This window comes from Sphingomonas hylomeconis (assembly GCF_025370105.1).
Classification (GTDB): Bacteria; Pseudomonadota; Alphaproteobacteria; order Sphingomonadales; family Sphingomonadaceae; genus Sphingomonas; species Sphingomonas hylomeconis.
This window is the reverse complement of sequence record NZ_JANQBK010000010.1, coordinates 45,582-65,506: the sequence shown is the minus strand read 5'-3', so window position 1 is coordinate 65,506 and position 19,925 is coordinate 45,582. Positions and strand designations below refer to the sequence as shown.

At 67.5% G+C, this 19,925-nt stretch carries 19 protein-coding genes; 11 read left to right on the top strand and 8 right to left on the bottom strand.

The window, feature by feature from the left end; genetic code table 11:
* Positions 1–13 precede the first annotated feature (13 nt).
* Positions 14–1,030 (bottom strand): phytanoyl-CoA dioxygenase family protein, encoded by a 1,017-nt coding sequence (locus NV401_RS12650; protein WP_261294793.1) that lies wholly within the window; start codon positions 1,028–1,030, stop codon positions 14–16.
* Positions 991–2,646 carry an alkaline phosphatase family protein gene (locus NV401_RS12645; protein WP_261294792.1) on the bottom strand — a complete coding sequence of 552 codons (1,656 nt, stop codon included), beginning with the start codon at positions 2,644–2,646 and terminating at the stop codon, positions 991–993. The genes NV401_RS12650 and NV401_RS12645 overlap by 40 nt, the downstream gene beginning before the upstream one ends.
* A 67-nt stretch (positions 2,647–2,713) precedes the next feature.
* Between NV401_RS12645 and NV401_RS12640 the strand changes: the two genes are divergently transcribed.
* The 4 genes from NV401_RS12640 to NV401_RS12625 all read left to right on the top strand — a co-directional run bounded on the left by NV401_RS12640 (position 2,714) and on the right by NV401_RS12625 (position 8,147).
* The gene (locus NV401_RS12640) at positions 2,714–4,738 is read left to right on the top strand and encodes a protein-disulfide reductase DsbD family protein (protein WP_261294791.1); all 2,025 of its coding nucleotides are present in this window, start codon (positions 2,714–2,716) and stop codon (positions 4,736–4,738) included.
* Between the two features lie 148 nt (positions 4,739–4,886).
* Positions 4,887–6,383, top strand: coding sequence for a circularly permuted type 2 ATP-grasp protein (locus tag NV401_RS12635; RefSeq protein WP_261294790.1), 1,497 nt, complete (start codon positions 4,887–4,889; stop codon positions 6,381–6,383).
* Positions 6,384–6,399: 16 nt separating this feature from the next.
* Complete coding sequence (locus NV401_RS12630) at positions 6,400–7,335, top strand: alpha-E domain-containing protein (RefSeq protein WP_261294828.1); 936 nt, start codon at positions 6,400–6,402, stop codon at positions 7,333–7,335.
* The gene (locus NV401_RS12625) at positions 7,335–8,147 is read left to right on the top strand and encodes a transglutaminase family protein (protein WP_261294789.1); all 813 of its coding nucleotides are present in this window, start codon (positions 7,335–7,337) and stop codon (positions 8,145–8,147) included. The genes NV401_RS12630 and NV401_RS12625 overlap by 1 nt, the downstream gene beginning before the upstream one ends.
* A 39-nt stretch (positions 8,148–8,186) precedes the next feature.
* Here the strand turns inward: NV401_RS12625 and NV401_RS12620 are convergent, their stop codons facing one another.
* Together NV401_RS12620 and NV401_RS12615 are read right to left on the bottom strand one after the other, a co-directional pair.
* Complete coding sequence (locus tag NV401_RS12620) at positions 8,187–8,975, bottom strand: arginyltransferase (RefSeq protein ID WP_261294788.1); 789 nt, start codon at positions 8,973–8,975, stop codon at positions 8,187–8,189.
* A 307-nt stretch (positions 8,976–9,282) separates the two neighbouring features.
* On the bottom strand, positions 9,283–10,515 hold the full coding sequence (locus tag NV401_RS12615; protein ID WP_261294787.1) for a threonine ammonia-lyase: 1,233 nt from the start codon (positions 10,513–10,515) through the stop codon (positions 9,283–9,285).
* A gap of 58 nt (positions 10,516–10,573) precedes the next feature.
* On the opposite strand from NV401_RS12615, the gene NV401_RS12610 reads away from it, so the two are divergent.
* The 3 genes from NV401_RS12610 (at position 10,574) to NV401_RS12600 (ending at position 13,473) form a co-directional block, all read left to right on the top strand.
* A complete protein-coding gene (locus NV401_RS12610) occupies positions 10,574–11,416 on the top strand; it encodes an NAD(P)-dependent oxidoreductase (protein ID WP_261294786.1) in 843 nt (280 codons plus the stop codon).
* Entirely contained in the window at positions 11,416–13,059 is a 1,644-nt protein-coding gene (locus NV401_RS12605) for an amidohydrolase (protein WP_261294827.1), read from the top strand. Before NV401_RS12610 ends, NV401_RS12605 begins: the two co-directional genes overlap by 1 nt.
* 87 nt (positions 13,060–13,146) lie before the next feature.
* A complete protein-coding gene (locus NV401_RS12600) occupies positions 13,147–13,473 on the top strand; it encodes a GIY-YIG nuclease family protein (protein ID WP_261294785.1) in 327 nt (108 codons plus the stop codon).
* Positions 13,474–13,668: 195 nt separating this feature from the next.
* Here NV401_RS12600 and ctrA read toward each other — a convergent pair whose 3' ends face one another.
* Both ctrA and NV401_RS12590 read right to left on the bottom strand, forming a co-directional pair.
* Positions 13,669–14,382 carry a response regulator transcription factor CtrA gene (gene ctrA, locus NV401_RS12595; RefSeq protein WP_261294784.1) on the bottom strand — a complete coding sequence of 238 codons (714 nt, stop codon included), beginning with the start codon at positions 14,380–14,382 and terminating at the stop codon, positions 13,669–13,671.
* A 239-nt stretch (positions 14,383–14,621) separates the two neighbouring features.
* On the bottom strand, positions 14,622–15,533 hold the full coding sequence (locus NV401_RS12590; protein WP_261294783.1) for a LysR family transcriptional regulator: 912 nt from the start codon (positions 15,531–15,533) through the stop codon (positions 14,622–14,624).
* A 270-nt stretch (positions 15,534–15,803) separates the two neighbouring features.
* On the opposite strand from NV401_RS12590, the gene NV401_RS12585 reads away from it, so the two are divergent.
* Together NV401_RS12585 and wrbA are read left to right on the top strand one after the other, a co-directional pair.
* Positions 15,804–16,520 (top strand): pirin family protein, encoded by a 717-nt coding sequence (locus NV401_RS12585; RefSeq protein ID WP_261294782.1) that lies wholly within the window; start codon positions 15,804–15,806, stop codon positions 16,518–16,520.
* Positions 16,521–16,655: 135 nt separating this feature from the next.
* A complete protein-coding gene (gene wrbA, locus NV401_RS12580) occupies positions 16,656–17,258 on the top strand; it encodes an NAD(P)H:quinone oxidoreductase (RefSeq protein WP_261294781.1) in 603 nt (200 codons plus the stop codon).
* A gap of 59 nt (positions 17,259–17,317) precedes the next feature.
* Here wrbA and NV401_RS12575 read toward each other — a convergent pair whose 3' ends face one another.
* On the bottom strand, positions 17,318–18,118 hold the full coding sequence (locus tag NV401_RS12575; RefSeq protein ID WP_261294780.1) for a M15 family metallopeptidase: 801 nt from the start codon (positions 18,116–18,118) through the stop codon (positions 17,318–17,320).
* Positions 18,119–18,147: 29 nt separating this feature from the next.
* Here NV401_RS12575 and NV401_RS12570 point away from each other — a divergent pair, with 29 nt between their 5' ends.
* Positions 18,148–18,849 carry an RluA family pseudouridine synthase gene (locus tag NV401_RS12570; RefSeq protein WP_261294779.1) on the top strand — a complete coding sequence of 234 codons (702 nt, stop codon included), beginning with the start codon at positions 18,148–18,150 and terminating at the stop codon, positions 18,847–18,849.
* Between the two features lie 42 nt (positions 18,850–18,891).
* Here the strand turns inward: NV401_RS12570 and arfB are convergent, their stop codons facing one another.
* The gene (gene arfB / locus NV401_RS12565; protein ID WP_261294778.1) at positions 18,892–19,314 is read right to left on the bottom strand and encodes an alternative ribosome rescue aminoacyl-tRNA hydrolase ArfB; all 423 of its coding nucleotides are present in this window, start codon (positions 19,312–19,314) and stop codon (positions 18,892–18,894) included.
* A gap of 65 nt (positions 19,315–19,379) precedes the next feature.
* Here arfB and NV401_RS12560 point away from each other — a divergent pair, with 65 nt between their 5' ends.
* The gene (locus tag NV401_RS12560; RefSeq protein WP_261294777.1) at positions 19,380–19,862 is read left to right on the top strand and encodes a GAF domain-containing protein; all 483 of its coding nucleotides are present in this window, start codon (positions 19,380–19,382) and stop codon (positions 19,860–19,862) included.
* Positions 19,863–19,925: the final 63 nt, after the last annotated feature.

The window sequence follows — 19,925 nt, the reverse complement described above, 5'->3', positions numbered from 1 at the left end:
CGTTGCCGTTCGGTTACCGCCACACCGGATGATCGACCAGATCGGGCGGATACATCGTGATATAGTGCGCGAGGCGCGGCCGGGTCGTGCGGTTCGCGCTCGCGCCGTGCGGCAGTTCGTTGCGCCAGATCACCAGGTCGCCGGCACCGGCGGGAACGGTGGTGGCCTGATCGGACAGATCGACCGCGCGCGGATCGGCGTCGCCCAGCGCGTCGAGCCACGGCGCGAGGCGATGATGAAACCCGCGCACGACCTGCAACGCGCCCTGATCGGCGGCGGTGTCGGTGAGATACAGGATGCCGCCCATCGACAGCGGGATCGGCTGCGCGATGCTGGTGTCCCAGTGCAGGTGCGGGCCGGGAAACGGGTGCCGCGTCGTCTCCGGCGGATTGAAGCTCAGCCGGTCGGTGGTCGCCCAGAGATCGGCGGTACCGAACAGCTGCGCGAACGCCTTGTGGATGCGCCGCGCGCGACGCGCGGGTTCTAGCGCGGGATGCTGGAAGACCTGCAGCATGATGCCCTGTGTGGGCCGGCCGTACCAGGTGGCGGGATCGTCGGGCGACGCGCCCAGTCGCTGCCACAGCAGCCGTTCGGCGGCCTTCGCTTCGTCCGCCGTGATCGCCGCGCGCAGCACGACGACGCCGTCTTCGTGCCATTGCGCAAGATCGTCCGCATCGAGCACCGGCGGCATCGCCGCGATATCGGCGAGCAGGTCGCGCGTCGCCGGGGGCGGCGGGTCGCCGGCCAGCCAGGCATGATAGCGCGCCACTTTCGCTGGATCGGGCGCGCCGGCGGTGGCCAGCACCCAGACCGCGAAGGTCGCAAAATCGGGCCGCTCACGCAGATAGGTGGCGACCTGCTCGATGCCCAGGCCGAGCGTGTCGAGCAGCAGCCGCGCCTGCGCCGGCGGCACGTTCGGCGCGCCGGGCTGGAAGGTGCGCTCGGCCCATAGCGCGTCCAGGCCAAGGACGGCCGGTTCGGCCGCCGTCGTCACCGGCAGACTGCGCCGCCGCGTGTCAGATCGAGGCATTTGCCGTCCACGCCGGGCAACGGCAGGCCGATCGTATGCGCCAGCGTCGGCGCGATATCGACCGTTTCGATCCCGCCGGCATGATCGAAGCCGGTCATGCCGGCACGCCAGAACAGGATCGGCACGCGGCGATCGTAATTCCACGGGCTGCCGTGCGTCGCGACATAGCCCTTGGTCGGATCGGGGATTGGCGTGACGCGCGGTTTGAGGAAGACGAGCAGATCGCCCGAGCGCGTGGGATCGAACGAGGCACGGGCCTTTTGCGGCACGGTCCAGTTTTCCGGCGGGCCGCTCGGCATCGGCGTGGCCGCGATCTGCGCGGCGGTCAGCACGCTATGGACCTGCGGCAGCGCCTTGTAGCGTGCGATCGCCTCGGCCAGCACGGCCTTGCGCTGCGCCGGCGTCAGCGCGGTGGAAAGCCAGATGTCGCCATTGGGAATGTCGCCGAACAGCGTCGGGCCGGCGATGCCGAGCTTGGCGGCGATCGCCTTGCCCATCACGGCGGGCGCCAGTGCGACGTCGACGCGTTGCGCCTCGGCCATGCCCGCGCCGATCTCGCGCTCGGGCAGATCGTTGCCGCCATGATCGGCGGTGAGCACGACCTCATAGTCGACTCCGGTCGCATCGAGCACATCGAGGAAGCCGCCCAGGCTGCGGTCGAGCTCGCCCTGCTGCAGGCACATCTCGGCGCCTTCGGTGCCGTAGGTATGGCCGACATAATCGGTCGCCGAGGCGCCGACGGTGATGATGTCGGTCTGCGGGCCCTGGCCCAGCTTCATGTCCTGCACCAAGCCGGCGGCGAGCGCGAAGACCGAGGCGTCGAAGGCGGGCGAGGCGCGGAAGCCCTTGGCGTCGCCCGCGGCGCGCTCGAAATGGCCGGTGCCCACGCTCTTGCCCGCGCCGATCGCGATCGCCTTGTCCTTGGACAGGCAATTGGCGGGAACCGGCAGAGCCGCCTGCGGACGCGCGATCAGCGCGCCGATCGCGGCGTTGGCGCGGGTGACGACGGCAGGCGTGGCGCGCCCGGCATAGCTGACGAACGTCTTGCCGCCCCACCACCAGATCTCGTCGACCTTGTGGCCGCCCATCATCACGGCGGCGCGATCCTTGCCCGCGACCGAGACAACGCGGGTGCGCGGATCGGCGATCTTCATGCGCTCGCCGAGTGTCGGCACCTTCAGATGCTTGTCGGAAACAGTGTAATTGTCCGATGTGCTGCCGGGGACAGTCTCGTCCTCCGCGCAATAGACGCTCTTGTCGGCGCGGAGCGCCGCCTGATCGGTCCAGTTGTTGGCGATGATGCCGGTATGGGCCGGGCGATAGCCGGTGGTGATCGTCGAATGGCCGGGGCAGGTCTCGGTCGCGGCATGGCTCTGGAAGCCCGAAGGGAACACCGCGCCCCTGGCGAGCCGGGCCAGGCCATCATTATAGGTCGCGCGATATTCGTCGAACAGATCGGCGGAAAACTGATCGACCGAGACGACCACGATCAGTTTGGGCTTGCCCTTCGGGGCGCTCGGCACGGGCAGGCGGGGGCGCGCATTCTGTGCCGAAAGCGGCATCGCCGTGGTGGTGAGCGCAAGCGCGATGAAGGCGGCGATGGCTTTCACGAACATTTCCTTCGAGTGCAATTCGGATGCTGCCCCGCTATGCGCGAGGGCGATGATGGGGACAAGGATGCCGATGCGCCGGTTTTGGGTCATGTTCGTGACGCTGTGGGCGATTCTCGCCCCGCTATCGCCGGCAGCCGCAGCGGACACCCTGCCGCTGGGCGGCACGCAGCATCTGGCGATCGCGCTGGTCGCGGAAAGCCAGCGGCCGGCGGCGGGATCGCGCGTCACGCTGGCGCTCGACACACGGCCCGAGCTCGGTTGGCACGGCTATTGGTCCAATCCCGGCGATGCCGGCTTTCCGGCAACCTTGGCCTGGACCTTGCCCAAGGGCGTCACGGCCGGCGCGCCTGCCTATCCGGTGCCGGGGACACTGCTGATCGCCGGGCTGATGAACTATGTGTTCGAGAAGCCCTATGCCCCGCTCGTCACTCTCACCGTGCCGGCCGGCCTCTCGCCCGGGACTAGGCTGCCAGTGCGGCTCAAGATGAATTATCTGGTCTGCACCAAGACGTTGTGCGTGCCGGAGGCGGCGGATCTGGCGCTCGATCTGGCCGTCGGTGATGGCGCGGTGACGCCGGAGGACCGGGCGCGCTTCGACGCGTGGCGGCGCGCGATCCCCAAGCCGCTCGACGTCAAGGCGACGTGGCAGGTGACGGACGGGGTCGCGACGATCGCGGTGCCCTATCCGGCCGGCGCGCCGCTCGCCGACGGCTATTTCTTCCCCGCGACCAACGCGATCGACAATGCTGCGCCGCAGACGATCGCACGCGATGGCGATCGCGTCCTGGTCACCACCAAGGCGAAGACGGGCGGGCAGCAACTGGACGGCGTGCTGCGGGTTGGACCGGATCTGGCCTTGGCGGTGACCGCGCAGCCGGGCGTGGTGGCGTCCGGCGGCGCGTCTGGCGGGATCTGGCTGGCGGCGCTGCTCGCGTTCGGCAGCGCGGTGCTCGGCGGGTTGATCCTCAACGTCATGCCCTGCGTGTTTCCGATCCTCAGCATCAAGGCGCTGAGCCTGGCGCGCGGACATCTCGACGAACGCGCCGCGCGCCGCGAGGCGCTGGGCTATGCCGGCGGCGTGATTGCGGTGTGCGTGGCGCTGGGCGCGTTGATCCTTGCCTTGCGCGCCGGCGGGGCCGCGGTCGGCTGGGCGTTCCAGCTGCAGGATCCGCGTGTCGTCGTGCTGCTGCTGCTGCTGACGGTCGCGCTTGCGCTCAACTTCGCCGGACTGTTCGAAATTCCCACACCGCGTTTCGTCGGCAATAGCGGCGGGGTGAGCGGCGCCTTCGCCACCGGCGCGCTGGCGGCGTTCGTCGCGACGCCGTGTACCGGGCCGTTCATGGGGGCGGCCCTGGGCGCGGCGCTGCTACTGCCCTGGCCCGCCGCGCTGGCGATCTTTGCCGGGCTCGGGCTTGGGCTGGCCTTGCCGTTCCTCGCCTTGGGCTTCGTGCCGGCGCTCCGTCGGCGGCTGCCCAAGCCGGGAGCGTGGATGGAGACGTTCCGCCATGTGCTGAGCGTACCGATGTGGCTGACCGCGCTGGCGCTGGCCTGGGTGCTCGGCCGGCAAGCGGGCGTGGACGGGCTAACGCTCGGTCTGGGCGGCGCGCTGCTGATAGGGATCGTATTGTGGGTGTGCGGGCGGCGGCAGCGGCGCGGGCGGGGCTTCGGGCTGGCCGGCGCGGCGTTGCTGATCGCGATCGCGGCCGGCTCGACCGTGCTGGTGCAGCCTGCGCCCGCCGCGGCGCAGGGCGGCCAGACCGCCGGGCACGAAGCGTTCAGCGAGACGCGGCTGGCGGCATTGCGCGCCCAGAAGCGGCCGGTCTTCGCCTATTTTACCGCCGATTGGTGCGTCACGTGCAAGGTCAACGAGGCAGTGGCGATCGACACGGCGGCAACGCGCGATGCCTTCGCCGCGAACAAGGTGGCCGTCCTGGTCGGCGACTGGACCGATGGTGATCCGGTGCTGGGTCGCTTCATCGAGGCGCATAACCGCGCCGGCGTGCCGCTGTATCTTTACTATCCGCCGGGCGCGGCCGAGCCGCAGGTCCTGCCGCAGCTCCTTACGCCGGGATTGCTGGCTGGCCTGGGGGCCTAGGTAGCGCGCTCTGCCCGGGCGGGCAGGGCTTCGCTTATGCAGTAGCGGATGAAATGGTGCCCCCGCACATTTCTGCTCGCTGCCGCTTGTGCAGCGCAGCAATCCGTTCCAGCATGGAACCCAATCGATACGGGGGCATTACGATCCGATGGGGAATGGCCAAGCGTTCGACGAAATAATGGGATGTGGGGGGAGCACCACGCCCCGCCCGGAAATGGCCGCGCTCGGCCAGTGGATCGAGGACACGCCGGCGCACGAACTCCGCCGCCGCCAGGAAAGCGCCGAGGCGACGTTCCGGCAATTGGGCATCACCTTCGCGGTGTACGGCGAAAGCGACGCCAGCGAGCGGATCATCCCGTTCGATATCGTCCCACGCATCTTCCTGGCGGACGAATGGCGCCGCCTGTCCGAGGGGCTGGTGCAGCGGGTTGAGGCGATCAACGCGTTTCTCGACGATATTTACGGCGCCCGGAAAATCCTCGATGCGGGCGTGCTGCCGCCCGATCTGATCTTCGGCAACGCGCAGTTTCGCCCCGAAATCGCCGGCATGCGCCCGCCGCACGGTATCTGGGCGCATATCTGCGGGATCGATCTGGTGCGCACCGGGCCGGACGATTTCTTCGTGCTGGAGGATAATGCACGCACGCCCTCGGGAGTCAGCTACATGCTGGAAAATCGCGAGGCGATGCTGCGGCTGTGCCCCGAGCTGTTCCGCGAATTCCGCGTCGCCGCGGTCGATTCCTATCCCGATCGCCTGCTCGAGACGATGAAGTCGGTGGCGCCGCATGGCGCCATGAACCCGGTCTGCGTCGTGCTGACGCCAGGCCATTACAATTCGGCCTATTATGAGCATTCTTTCCTGGCGGATTCGATGGGCATCGAGCTGGTCGAGGCGGCCGATCTGGTGGTCGATGACGATATCGTGTGGATGCGCACGATCGGCGGGATGGTGCGCGTCGACGTCATCTACCGTCGGATCGACGACGATTATCTCGATCCTTTGGTGTTCCGGCCGGATTCGATGCTCGGCGTGCCCGGCCTGATTGCGGCCTATGCGGCGGGCAATGTCGCGCTGCTCAACGCACCGGGCAACGGCATCGCCGATGACAAGGCGATCTACAGCTACATGCCCGAGATCGTGAAATTCTACTCCGGCGGCGAAGCCAAGCTGCCCAATGTCGAGACCTGGCGGTGCCGCGAGCCGCAGGCGTTGAAATACGTGCTCGATAATCTCGACAAGGTGGTGGTCAAGCTGGTCGACGGATCGGGCGGCTATGGCATGCTGGTCGGGCCGACCGCGTCCAAACAGGAGATCGAGGATTTCCGCGCCGCGCTGATCGCCGAACCGGAACGCTATATCGCGCAGCCGACGCTCGCACTGTCGACCGTGCCGACGCTCGCCGACAGTGGCCTCGCGCCGCGGCATGTCGATTTCCGGCCGTTCGTTCTGACCGGGTCGAAGGGGGTACAGGTCGTCCCCGGCGGCCTGACGCGCGTCGCGCTCAAGCCCGGGTCGCTGGTGGTCAATTCGTCGCAGGGCGGCGGCACGAAGGATAGTTTCGTATTGATGGACGGGCAGGGGCAACGCCCGCCGATGGCGCAGAGCCAGACGATGGGCGGCATGACGCAGGGGCAGCAGCAGTGAGGGCGCGCGCATGCTGATGCTGTCGCGCACCGCATCGTCCCTCTACTGGCTGGGGCGCTATATCGAGCGGGCGGATTTCGTCGCGCGGCTGGTCGAGGCGACGGTGCGGCTCGACGTGCTGTCGCCGCGCCCGGCAGGCGAGGCGGCGTGGGTCAGCGCGCTGCGCGTGACCGAGACGGACACCGCGTTCGACCAGACGCCGGGCGAAGTGTCGCAGAAGAACGTCGCGCATTTCCTGACCATCGACAGCAGCCACCAGGGATCGATCGTGCGCTGCCTGGATATGGCGCGCAACAACGCCCGCGCGGTGCGCACGGCGCTGACGCGCGAGGCGTGGACCGCGGTCAATCGCGCCTGGCTGGTGTTCGACAAACGCGCGAGCGTGGGCGGCGCGGTGGCGACGCTCAATCTGGTCGAAGCGGTGCAGACCGAGGCGCGCGGGTTCGAGGGCGCGATCCACAAGATGCTGCGCAACGAGACGACGCAGTTCATCCGCCTGGGGCAGGCGGTGGAGCGTGCCGACAATACCGCGCGGCTGCTCGACGTGAAATATCACCTGCTGCTGCCGGAGGGGGAACGCGTCGGCGGCGTGGTCGATCGCGACCAGTGGACCACGATCCTGCAGACCGTCTCGGCCGTGACGGCCTATCGCTGGCTCTATTCTGAAGGGTTGAAGCCGGCCAACGTGATCGATCTGCTGATCGCGCGGCACGAATTGCCGCGCAGCCTCGCCGCATCGGTCGAAGAGACGGTCGACATTCTCGCCCGGCTCGCCAAGCGCACCGGGCTGCATGGCGAGGCTGACCGCATGGCGCGGATGCGCCACATGCGAATGGCCAAGACGCGCACGGGGGAAGTGATCGTCAGCGGGCTGCATCAATATCTGCAGGCGTTTCTGTCAGAAAACGATCTGCTCCACGAGGCGATCGGCCGCCAGTTCAAGTTCGGCTGATGCGGCTCAGCATCGATCATCACACGATCTATCGTTTCTCGGTGCCGCAGGGGCGGCTCACGCAGATGCTGCGTCTGACGCCCGAAGATACCCACGACCAGACGGTGGCGTCATGGCACCTGCACGTCGATTGCGATGCGCGGCTGCGGCCGGGGCGCGACGGGTTCGGCAACAAGGTGACGATGCTGTACGTGGCGGGGCCGATCGACAGTATCGAGATCGCCGTGTCAGGCGAGGTGCTGACCAACAGCGCCGATGGCGTGGTGCATGGCGCGCACGAGGTGCTGCCCCCGGCCTTGTTTTTGCGCGCGACGCCGCTGACGCTGGCGACTGCGGCGATCGCCGATTTCACTGCGTCGGCGGTGTCCGCCGGCACCGATCTGGTCGGTCGACTGCACCGCCTGAATCTCGCGCTCAACGCCCGCTTCGTCGCCGATCGCGACCGGCCGGTGACGGGGCGCACCGCCGCGCAGGCCTTCGCGCTGGATCGGGCGACGCCGCGCGACATGGCGCATGTATTCATTGCCGCAGCGCGCACGCTTGGCGTGCCGGCCCGCTACGTATCGGGCTATAGCCGGTTCGCGTTCGGCGGCGAGCATCGACCGGCGCCGCATGGCTGGGCCGAGGCCTATGTCGCGGGGCTGGGCTGGGTGGCGTTCGATCCGTCCGCCGGCCGGTCGGCGGACGAGGCCTATGTGCGCGTCGCGGTGGCGCTCGATGCGGCGGGCGCGGCCGCGGTCGCGGGGTCGCGGCTCGGCGAGGGCGACGAGGAAATGGATGTCGATGTGACGGTGGCGCCGGCGTCCGATTGAGCGCGCGCGGGTCCGGCAACCCACGCCCGGTCGCCTCCCTCAGGCCAGTTCGCGTTCCAGCGCAGCCTGGCGCTGCGGCGAGAGCGCGACCGCGGCGATCTCTTCCGGCGGCAGCAGCGTCCAGCCCGACGGCCCGAGCACTTCGAGCGGCTGATAGCGCGTCTTGTACTCCATCCGCGCCGAACCCTTCACCCAATAGCCGAGATAGACATAGGCGAGCCCGACCGCGCGCGCGCGCAGGATATGGTCCATGATGATATAGTTGCCGAGGCCCGCGACGTCGGCGTCGAAGAAGCTGTAGATCATCGACAGGCCATCGGCCTGCTGGTCGGTCAGGCAGCAGCCGACCAATTTTCCCGGTCGGCCGTCGACCGGCGCTTCGCGATATTCGACGATGAAGCTGTTGACCGGCGAATGCTCGACCATGTCGGCATAATCGCTCTCGTCCATGCCGGCCATGCCACCGCCGGGATGCCGCGCGGCAAGATAGCGGCGCAGCAACTGGAATTGCTCGTCGGTCGCCCACGGGCGGCAGGCGGCGACCTCCAGCGTCGACAGGCGTTTGATCAGCTTGCGCTGCGTGGCATTGGCCGCGAAGGCCGAGGCGATCACGCGCACCGAGACGCATGCCGTGCAGCCCGCACAACTCGGGCGATAGGCGACCGACTGGCTGCGCCGGAACCCGATCCGGCCGAGCGCATCGTTCAGTTCGCCGGCATGCGGCCCGTTCAGTTCGGTGAACACCTTCCGTTCCTGCCGGCCCGGCAGATACGGGCAGGGGGCCGGGCTGGTTACGAAAAAGCGTGGAAAACGAAATGGCGCAGTCACCGCCGGTGGCCCCCTTTTGGTGCCGCGAGATCATGCGGCTTGAGGCCGTTATGAATCGCTTCTCTCATGATGAAAAGCGGCTTTACCATGATTGGGGGTTAACGCGATATTATCGATATTTGTTGGGAAATCGCGGCAAGGCGCGCGGCGCGATGGCGCGCCTGATGGATCGTCGATGTACGGAACGCCTTACCCCAACATGCTGAATCTAGCGGACTCGGCAGGCGACGGGAAGCGTGCATCGATTCGCTTCGTCGCACGCCCGATTCCGCCTGGCGCGTTGCACGTGAGCGCCGCCGGGGGGCGGCTAGGCGAGCTCCACCGGACTGGCCTCGTAACCCGCCTGGTTGAGCGCGGCCATCAGCCGATCGAGATGCGCGCGATCGCGTGTCTCGCATTCGATGTCGGTGATCAGGCCCTTGGCCGGCAGCGTGGTGAAGACCCGCTGGTGATAGATTTCGATGATGTTGACGCGCTGCTGATCGAAGATGCGCGCGACGTTGAACAGCGCGCCGGGCTGGTCCTGCAGCCGGATCCGCAGCCGGGCGAGGCGGCCGGAGCGCGCCAGATCGCGCAGCAGGACGTTGGCGAGCAGGCGCGTGTCGATATTGCCGCCGCAGAGGATCACGCCCACCGTCTTGCCCTTAAAGCGCTCGGGATGCTGCAGCAAGGCGGCCAGGCCGGCGGCACCGGCGCCCTCGACCACGGTCTTCTCGATCTGCAGCAACAGGCTGACCGCCTGTTCGAGGCTGCGTTCGCTGACCAGCACGATATCGTCGACCAGCGCGGCAACCATGCCGCTGGTGATCGCGCCCGGTTCCTTGACCGCGATGCCCTCGGCCAGTGTGTCGCCGGCGCACGGCATGTCGGTGCCGTTGATGCGGTTGTACATCGACGGGTACAGTTCCGCCTCGACGCCGATCACGTCGATCGGGCGACCGGCGGCGCGCGCGACCGTCGCCATGCCGGAGATCAGCCCGCCGCCGCCGATCGGCGTGATCAGCGTGTCGATCGACGGCACGTCGGCGAGCATTTCGAGCGCGACGGTGCCCTGGCCCGCGATGACCCGGACGTCGTCGAACGGGTGGACGAAAGTCAGGCCGTTGACCGCCTCGAGCTCGCGGGCATGGGCATAGGCCGCATCATAGGTTTCGCCGTGCAGCACGACGGTGGCATGGTGGCCCTCGGTCTGCGTGACCTTCACGGTCGGCGTAGTGGTCGGCATGACGATCGTCGCCGGGATGCCCAGGCGATGCGCGTGATAGGCCAGGCCTTGCGCATGGTTGCCGGCCGAGGCGGCAATCACGCCGGGCGTGCCGGCGGGCAGTTGCAGCAGCGTGTTGAGCGCGCCGCGCTCCTTATAGGCCGCGGTGAATTGCAGGTTCTCGAACTTGAGATAGACGGTCGCGCCGGTCAGCCCGCTCAGCGTGCGGCTGATGAAGGTCGGCGTGTGCACGATCTGGTCGCGGATCCGCGCGTGCGCTGCGTGCACATCGTCGATTGTTACGGGCAGGGCGGAGGAGAGCGGAAGACTTGCCATAGGCCTGCGCGCCTAGACCATCTGGCGCGGCGAAGAAACACTGACTATCGCGGGCGTCATGGCAAACATCGCATTCATCGGCACCGGCGTCATGGGCGCCCCCATGGCGCGGCATCTCGCCGCGGCGGGACATGACGTTACCGTCTATAATCGCACGCGCGGCAAGGCGGAGGCGACCGGCCTTGCCGTCGCCGACACGCCGGCCGCTGCGGCGGCCGGAAAGGACGCGGTGATTACCTGTGTCGGCAACGATGACGATCTCGCCCAGGTGACGCTGGGCACCGACGGCGCGTTCGCGGCGATGCGCGGCGATGCGGTGTTCGTCGATCACACCACCGTATCCGCCGCAATCGCGCGGCGGCTGGCGGCGGCGCGGGCGCTGTCGGTCGACGCGCCGGTCTCGGGCGGGCAGGCGGGTGCCGAAAACGGCACGCTGTCGATCATGTGCGGCGGGTCGGCCGCAGCGATGGCCAGGGCCGAACCGATCCTCGGCGCCTATGCCGCGCGCATCGTGCATGTCGGCGCGGCGGGCGCGGGGCAGACGACCAAGATGGTCAACCAGATCGCCATCGCCGGCGTGCTGCAGGGCGTGAGCGAGGCGTTGCGCTTCGCCCAGGCCAGCGAACTCGATCTGGCCAAGGTATTCGAGGCGATCTCCGGCGGCGCGGCGCAGAGCTGGCAGATGGTCAATCGCTGGCAATCGATGGGCGAGGACCGGTTCGATTTCGGCTTCGCGGTGGATTGGATGCGCAAGGATCTGGGGCTTGCGCTGGACGAGGCGAAGCGCAACGGCGCGGTGCTGCCGGTCGCGGCCTTGGTCGATCAATTCTATGCCGAAGTGCAGAAGATGGGGGGCGCGCGACAGGATACGAGCGCGCTGGTCAGGAGATTGCCGAAGTGATGCGTTTTGTACTGGCGACGGTGTCGCTGCTGGCCCTCGCCACACCCGCTTTGGCCGATGCGCTGGTCGACAACGTCAACGGCATCACGATGGACAAGGATGGCAAGCCGATCCAGTTCACCGGGGTGCTGATGTCCGCCGACGGCAAGGTGACGAAGCTATTGCAACGCGGCGACAAGCGGCCCGACAAGCTCGATTGGCGGGCGGACATGAAGGGCCGGACCTTGCTGCCCGGCTTCGTCGATGCGCATGGCCATGTCATGGAACTGGGCTTCCGCGCCCTCGCGCTGGACCTGTCGGATACTAAGAGCCTGGCCGAGGCACAGGCCAAGATCGCGGCCTATGCCAAGGCCAATCCGGACCGCAAATGGATCCTCGGCGGCGGCTGGAACCAGGAAGTCTGGGGCCTCGGCCGCTTTCCCACTGCCGCCGACATCGACGCCGTGGTCGGCGATCTGCCGGTCTGGCTGTCGCGCGCCGACGGCCATGCCGGTTGGGCCAACAGCGCCGCCATGAAGGCCGCCGGGGTGACCGCGAAGAGCGTGTCGCCGGCGGGCGGGCGGATCGAAAAGACGGGCGCCGCGCCCAGCGGCGTGTTCGTCGATGCAGCGCAGAAGCTGATCGACAAAGCGGTGCCGCAGCCCCTGCCGAGCGATCGCAACATCGCCTTCGTCCGCGCGCAGAACATCCTGTTGTCCTACGGCATCACCGCCACGGCCGATATGGGCACCAGCCTCGACGACTGGCTGGCCTATCGTCGGATGGGCGATCTCGGCGCGATGCGCGTCCGCGTGATGAGCTATGCCAGCAGCGTCGATACCGCGGTGCAGATCGCCGGGCGCGGGCCGACGCCGTGGCTGTATGGCGACAAGCTGCGGCTCGGCGGGGTGAAACTATACGCTGACGGCGCGCTCGGCTCGCGCGGCGCCTGGCTCAAGGCGCCGTATAGCGATGCGCCGAAGGAACGCGGGCTTGGCTTCATGGCCGAGGACGTGATCCGCAACCTGATGAGCCGCGCGTCGCTCGAGGGGTTCCAGGTCGCGGTGCACGCGATCGGCGACGAGGCCAATCTGCAGGCGCTCGACGCGATCGAGGCGATGTCCGACACCTATAAGGGCGATCGGCGCTGGCGCATCGAACATGCGCAGATCGTCGACCCGGTCGATCTGCCGCGGTTCGGCAAATACGGCACGATCGCCTCGATGCAGCCGGTCCACCAGACCAGCGACCGCACGATGGCCGAGGCGCGGCTCGGGCCGGCACGCCTGAGCGGCGCCTATGCGTGGAACTCGATGCTGAAGAACGGCGCGAAGCTGGCGTTCGGATCGGACTATCCGGTCGAGCGCCCGGATCCGTTCGCCGGCTGGGCCGCGGCGTTCACCCGGACCGACGCCGCCGGCCAGCCGTTCGGCGGCTGGCGACCGGAAGAGGCAGTGACGCGCGAGCAGGCTTGGTGGGCGTTCACGCAGGGCGGCGCCTATGCCGGGTTCGCCGAGGACAAGTTCGGCCGGCTGGCACCGGGCCAGCGCGCCGACTTCATCATCGTCGATCGCGATCCGCTGCTGGCCAGCCCGAGCGAATTGCGCGCGACCAAGGTGCAGGAAACCTGGGTGGGGGGCGAGAAGGTGTGGGAGCGGAAGTGAGTTTCGGCTGACACAGCGCAACTCTTGCCGTCATCCTGAACTTGTTTCAGGATCCAGGCGCGGTCACCGGCGGCATGGATACGGCAGATGGAACGCACCCCCGCGGTCTATATTCTGGCGATCCAGAAGCGTGGCTCGTTATATATCGGGGTAACGTCAGTGCCGGTGGGCCGGATGGTGCAGCATCGCGACGAACTCGTGCCGGGCTTTACCACGCGCTACGGCATCAAGCGTCTCGTGCTGATCGAATTTTTCGGCTCGATGGAGACGGCTGTCCTGCGCGAGAAGCAGTTAAAGTGCTGGCATCGCGACTGGAAGATCAACCTGATTGAGGCTGACAACCCGACATGGCGCGATCTGGCGCTGGATTACGGGTTGCCCCCGTTGGCCGTGCCGCGGTGGATCGGGAAATAGCGTTTTCATGGATTTGGCTGCGGATCGAGGCGCGGCTGACTGCTTCCTCGACACCGTCTTTGGGTCTGCTGACCGCGCCTGGATCCTGAAACGAGTTCAGGATGACGGTGTTTAAGCGGAGATGACAGGTAAAAACGAAAGGCCGCGGCACCCCCCGATGCCGCGGCCTCGCCCCCCGAAAGTGGTCAGGTCAAATTACGCGACGGCGGCTTCGGTGATCGGCATGCCGACTTCGTCCGGCTCGCGCAGCACATAGCCGCGGCCCCAGACGGTCTCGATGTAATTCTCGCCGTCGCATGCCAGGCTCAGCTTCTTGCGCAGCTTGCAGATGAACACGTCGATGATCTTGAGCTCGGGCTCGTCCATCCCGCCATAGAGGTGGTTGAGGAACATTTCCTTGGTCAGCGTGGTGCTCTTGCGCAGGCTGAGCAGCTCGAGCATCGCATATTCCTTGCCGGTCAGATGCACCCGGCTGCCATCGACCTCGACCGTCTTGGCGTCGAGATTGACCGCCAGCTTGCCGGTGCGGATGACCGACTGGCTGTGGCCCTTGGACCGGCGCACGACGGCGTGGATGCGCGCGGTGAGCTCTTCGCGGTGGAACGGTTTGGTGACGTAATCGTCGGCGCCGAAGCCGAAGCTGCGCACCTTGGAATCCATTTCGTTGACGCCGCTGAGGATCAGCACCGGGGTCTGTACGCGGGCGACGCGAAGCTTCTTGAGCACGTCATAGCCATGCATGTCGGGCAGGTTGAGATCGAGCAGGATGATGTCGTAATCGTACAGCTTGCCGAGATCGAGGCCTTCTTCGCCCAGGTCGGTGGTATAGACGTTGAATCCTTCGGTCGTCAGCATCAGGTCGATCGCCTTGGCGGTCGAGGGCTCGTCTTCGATCAACAACACGCGCATCAGGCCGTCCCCTGTCCACTCGCAACGTATCGAGGCCTCCCTTGGCCCGACCTGATTGCGCATAAACCATTAACCTCATCAGTGATGAACGCAAAAGGTTAATTTCGGATTAAGTGGCTTGAGTCCGCGAGTCGCCAGCCACCGGAGCGGTGTGTCGGCGAGTCGGTTGCGGTGTTGCCATCGCTAATGGCGCAGAAGGGTAAACGAAATGCGCGCGCATGCCCGGGTGGCGCGCGGCGTCAGCCGAAACCCTCCGCCGTGCACACGCTGCGCATGCGATCGGCCAGGAACGTGATCAGCGTCTCGACCCGCGCCGGGCGCAGATTGCTGGGCGGCGTCAGCAGATGCAGCGCGATCGGGGGCAGCGACCAGTCGGTCAGGATCGCGACAAGCGAACCGTCGATCAGGTCGGGCCCGACGATAAAATCGGGCAGGATGCCGATGCCGAGCCCCGCGCGCAGCGCCGGCAGCAAGGCGTCGCCGCTGTTCGCGCTCAGCGGGCCGGTCGGGCGCACTGCCGCTTCGCCGCCGTCCGGGCCGTGAAAGCGCCACGGCCCGGTCACGTTGGTATAGGCAAAGCACGGGCGCTCGCCGAGTTGCGCGGGATGCGTCGGTCGGCCGTGCAGTTGCAGATAGGATGGCGCGGCGACGATATGCGCGGTGACGGGGCCGAGGCGGCGCGACCGCAACGAACTGTCGGGCAGATCGGCGATGCGCAGCGCGACATCGAACCCCTCGGCGACGATATCGACCTTGCCGTCGGTCAGATTGAGATCGATTTCGATGCCGGGATGCAAGGCCAGAAATTCGGCGATCAGCGGCGCCACGTGGAGCAGGCCCAGGGTCATCGGCGCCGTCAGCCGGACCAGCCCGGTCGGTGCGGTCGCCGCATCGCGCGCGGCCTCCTCGGCGGCATTGGCCTCGGCCAGGATGCGCGCGGCATGCTCGGCCAGCGCCTTGCCGCTTTCGGTCAGCGTCAGGCGGCGCGAGGTGCGGTGGAACAGCGATTGGTTGAGATGCGTCTCCAGCCGCGATATCGCCTTGGAAACGGTCGCCTTCGACACGCCGATGGCATCCGCCGCGCCGCTGAACGAGCGATGCTCGACGACTTGCGCGAAGATCGCCCAGGCTTCCAGGTCGGGCAGGCGCATTGCTTGTTTCTCCGTCATGTTGACCGCAGGTGGCGCGCTTCGGCAGGCTCGGGCACGCCGCGATCCCGATCGGCGAGCACCTCTTCACCCCGCCGCGGCCACGGACGGCACGGCAAGGGCAGGTGTTCGTCAGGCGGAAGTCCGCGCCGGCACGCTGAAACACGTCCAGGGATTCATTATAGAGGGAAACGATCGGTTTCCAGCGTTTCCATTTACGATATGATGGAAACCCTTATCTTGGCGGCAACAACTCGTTCAGAGGACTGCACCATGATCGATACCAAGAGCAAAATCGACAAGCGCTCGTTCGACAGCCTGGGTCACGCCAATCACGGTTGGCTCAACGCCCGCCATCATTTCTCCTTCGCCAATTATTACGATCCGGCACGCATGGGCTGGGGCGCGATCCGCGTGTGGAACGATGACGAGATCGGCCCGAACAGCGGCTTCCCGGCGCATCCGCACAAGGACATGGAGATCATCACCTATGTCCGCAGCGGGGCGATCACGCACCAGGATTCGCTCGGCAACAAGGGCCGCACCGGCGCCGGCGACGTGCAGGTGATGAGCGCGGGCACCGGCGTGCGTCATGCCGAATTCAACCTGGAGAATGAGACGACCACCTTGTTCCAGATCTGGATCGAGCCGACGCGCAAGGGCGGCGCGCCCAGCTGGGGTGCCAAGCCGTTCCCCAAGGCGGCGCGCGACGGCCAGTTCCAGGTGCTGGCGAGCGGCTTTGCCGAGGATGTCGGCGCGCTGCCGATCCGCACCGATGCCCGCGTGCTGGGCGCGACCGTGTCGGCGGGCGAGCGCTTGACGCATACCGTCGGCGCGGGGCGCCATGCCTATTTCGTGCTCGCCAAGGGCGCGCTGGAGATCGACGGCGTGCGCTTCGATGCGCGCGATGGCGCGGCCCTCGAAGGCGGTCAGACAGTCGAACTGCGCGCGATCGAGGATAGCGAGATCGTGCTGGTCGATAGCGAATAGCGACTCAACCCCTCCCGCTTGCGGGAGGGGCAGGGGTGGGCTCGCGCTCGCCCTCGACTGCAACGCTTGCCGCTAGCGCGAGCCCACCCACAACCCCTCCCGTACGCTGGAAGGGGGAAGCTAAAGGAAACTGCCATGACCAAGGTCCTCGTTCTCTATTATTCGTCCTACGGCCATATCGAGCAGATGGCGGATGCCGTTGCCGAAGGCGCGCGCGCCGGCGGTGCCGAGGTCGATATCCGCCGCGTGGCCGAGACGGCACCGGCCGCCGTCGTCGCCGCTGCGCACTTCAAGACCGACACCGCGCACCCCGAAATCGAGAATGTGCAGGCCTTGGCGAATTATGACGCGATCATCATCGGCGCGCCGACGCGCTTCGGGCGGATGCCGAGCCAGATGGCCTCGTTCCTCGACCAGGCCGGCGGCCTGTGGGCGAGCGGCGCGCTGAACGGCAAGGTCGGCGGCGCCTTCACCTCGACCGCCAGCCAGCATGGCGGGCAGGAGACGACCTTGTTCTCAATCATCACCAACCTGCTGCATTTCGGCATGACGATCGTCGGGCTGGACTACGGCTTCCAGGGGCAGATGGGCGTCGATGAGGTCAAGGGCGGATCGCCGTATGGCGCAACGACGATCGCCGATGGCGATGGCAGCCGCCAGCCGAGCGCGAGCGAACTGGATGGCGCGCGCTATCAGGGCAAGCGGATCGCCGAAGTGGCAGGCAAGCTGAACGCCTGAGCATTTGGCTGAACCACTGAAACGGCCGGTCGGGATCTCCCGATCGGCCGTTTTCGCGTCTACAGGCCGGGGACGCGCGGCCAATAGAGCGGGAAGCCGGGCCTTGGCAGAGTCGGCACGACCGGCGGCGGCTTGAGGTACACGCCCGGGATCGCCGGATATTTGGCTGCGGCGCGGGCGAACACCGCGCGCGCCGCCGCTGCGCCCGGCGCCTTGGGCGACACGCCAACCCAGCGCCAATGCCACGGCTCCCACGATACGCCCTGCGCATTGCCCGCCGGGAAGGACAGTTCGAAGCCGAAATCGCGGGCGTGCGCCAGCAACCAGCGCCCGGCCGGGTGCCAGATGATGCAGGCATCGACATCCGGGCAATCGGGCGACGGGCGGACGGCGAAATCGAGCGTATAGCCGGTAGCATGTTCGCTATAGGCCGGCGGCGCGGCAACGCGGGCGCGTTCGGCGGCATTGGCGAAACGCTGGCCTTGGCCGATCTGCGCGCAGAACACCTGGCGCTGATATTCGATCGGGCGGAAGCAGGAAACGCCGCGCAGCGTGCCGGCAACACCGGGAACGGTGTCCGCGGCCTGCAGCAGGCGGATGAGGTCGACCATGGCGGCGCGGTGCAGCCGGCACGGGCCGCCGATCGCGAAGCCGGGCGGCGCAGGCAGCAGATCGGCCTCGGCGCCCTGGCCGTAAGGCAGGTGGCCGAGCACGCGGCCGTCGGTACCGGCTTCGGCGTTTTGCGTCGGGCACAGCGGGACGGTCATCGCCAGCGCCAACCCCGGCGCCAGGCCGATCGACCAGCCGCACGCGCCGACGAGAAATTTGAACAAGGGATTCACCGGGTGTTTCTCTGGCATGCGCGCCCAAGCGGTGGCAAGGGGGCGGGATGCTTGCAAATCATGTTCTCTTCCTCGACGGCGAAGCGCTGGTCATCGACAAACCCGCCGGCCTGCCGGTCGATCGCCCGCGCGATGGATCGATCAGCCTCGAAAACCATCTCGCCGGCCTGACCTTCGGGTTCCGTCGCTGGCCGCATGCCGTGCACCGGCTCGATCGCGACACGTCGGGGTGTCTGCTGCTGTCGCGCAACCCCAAGGCGCATGCGCGCCTGCAGCAGGCGTTCGAACAGGGGCTGGTCACCAAACGCTATCTGGCGGTGCTCGAGGGCGTTGTCGAAGGCGAGGGCGTGATCGATCTCGCGCTGTCGAAGATCAGCAGCGCCGAGGACGGCTGGCGCATGAAGGGCGATCCTGCGGGCAAGGCGGCGCGCACCGGTTGGCGCGTGATCGAGGTCAAGGATGGGCGTTCGTTCGTCGAATTCACCCCCGAGACGGGGCGGACGCACCAGATCCGCGTGCACGCCGCCGAGGCGCTGGGCGCGCCGGTGGTCGGCGATCCGGTCTATAGCTCGGGCGGCAAGCACAGCCTGCTCCACGCCGCCGGGCTGACCGTCCCGCGCGCCGGCAAGCAGCCGATCGTGGCGGTCGCGCCGCTGCCCGCGCGATTCGCCGAGGCCGGGTTTACGCTGCCCGAGGGCGCCGAGGTGGCCACGGTGGTGACGGATTTCGAGGCACCCGAGGGCGCCTGAAGCTGCCGTCATCCCGGACTTGATGCGGGATGGCGGAGAGGGTCAGTCCCGCACTTTCCCGCGCAAGTTCTTCACCGTGCTGCGCTTCACCTTGCCCTCCACCCGCCGGGTCTGCGACGCGCGCGTCGGCTTGGTCGGGCGGCGCTTCTTGGGCACGATCGTCGCTTCCTGGATGAGCGCGATCAGCCGTTCGCGCACCTCCTGGCGGTTGAGCAATTGCGAGCGGGTGCCTTCGCTGCGCAGCACCAGCACGCCGTCGCGCGTCAGCCGCGAGCCGGCGAGGATCGCCAGCCGGTTCTTCACCGCCAGCGGCAGATTGGGCGAATTGCCGACATCGAAGCGCAGGATCACCGCGCTGTCCGTCGTATTGACATGCTGGCCGCCGGCGCCGCCCGAACGGGTGGCGCTTTCCTGCAGCTCGTCGCTGTCGATCGAGATCGAGCGGGTAACGGGAATGGCGACCATGCCGAAAGCGATTGCGCAGATCGGCGACTGCCGCAACAGGGACGGCACGAAAGACGGAGAAACCCATGTACCAGTTCGACATCGCCAATAGCAGCAAGGCCGAGCTCTACCGCGACCTCGGCGCCGCGCTCGACGCGCTGACCGCCGACGAGCCCGATGCGATCGCCAACATGGCCAATGCCGCGGCGCTGATCTGGCAGTATCTGCCCGATCTCAACTGGGCCGGCTTCTACCGCGCGGTCGATGGCGAACTGGTGCTCGGCCCGTTCCAGGGCAAGGCGGCGTGCATCCGCATCGCGATGGGCAAGGGCGTGTGCGGCACCGCTGCCGCCACCCGCACGACGCAGCGGGTCGATGACGTGCACGCCTTTCCCGGCCATATCGCCTGCGACGCGGCAAGCCGGTCGGAACTGGTCGTGCCGATCGTCTCGCAGGATCGGCTGATCGGCGTGCTCGATCTCGACAGCCCGGTGGCGGCGCGGTTCGACGCCGGGGATGCGGCCGGCTGCGAGGCATTGATGGCGTTGCTCGCGCCACGGCTCGGATGATCCGATTCGGGACAGTGCACGATCTGGCGAACGAGCGTCCCGAATGGTAAGGACCGCGTTAAG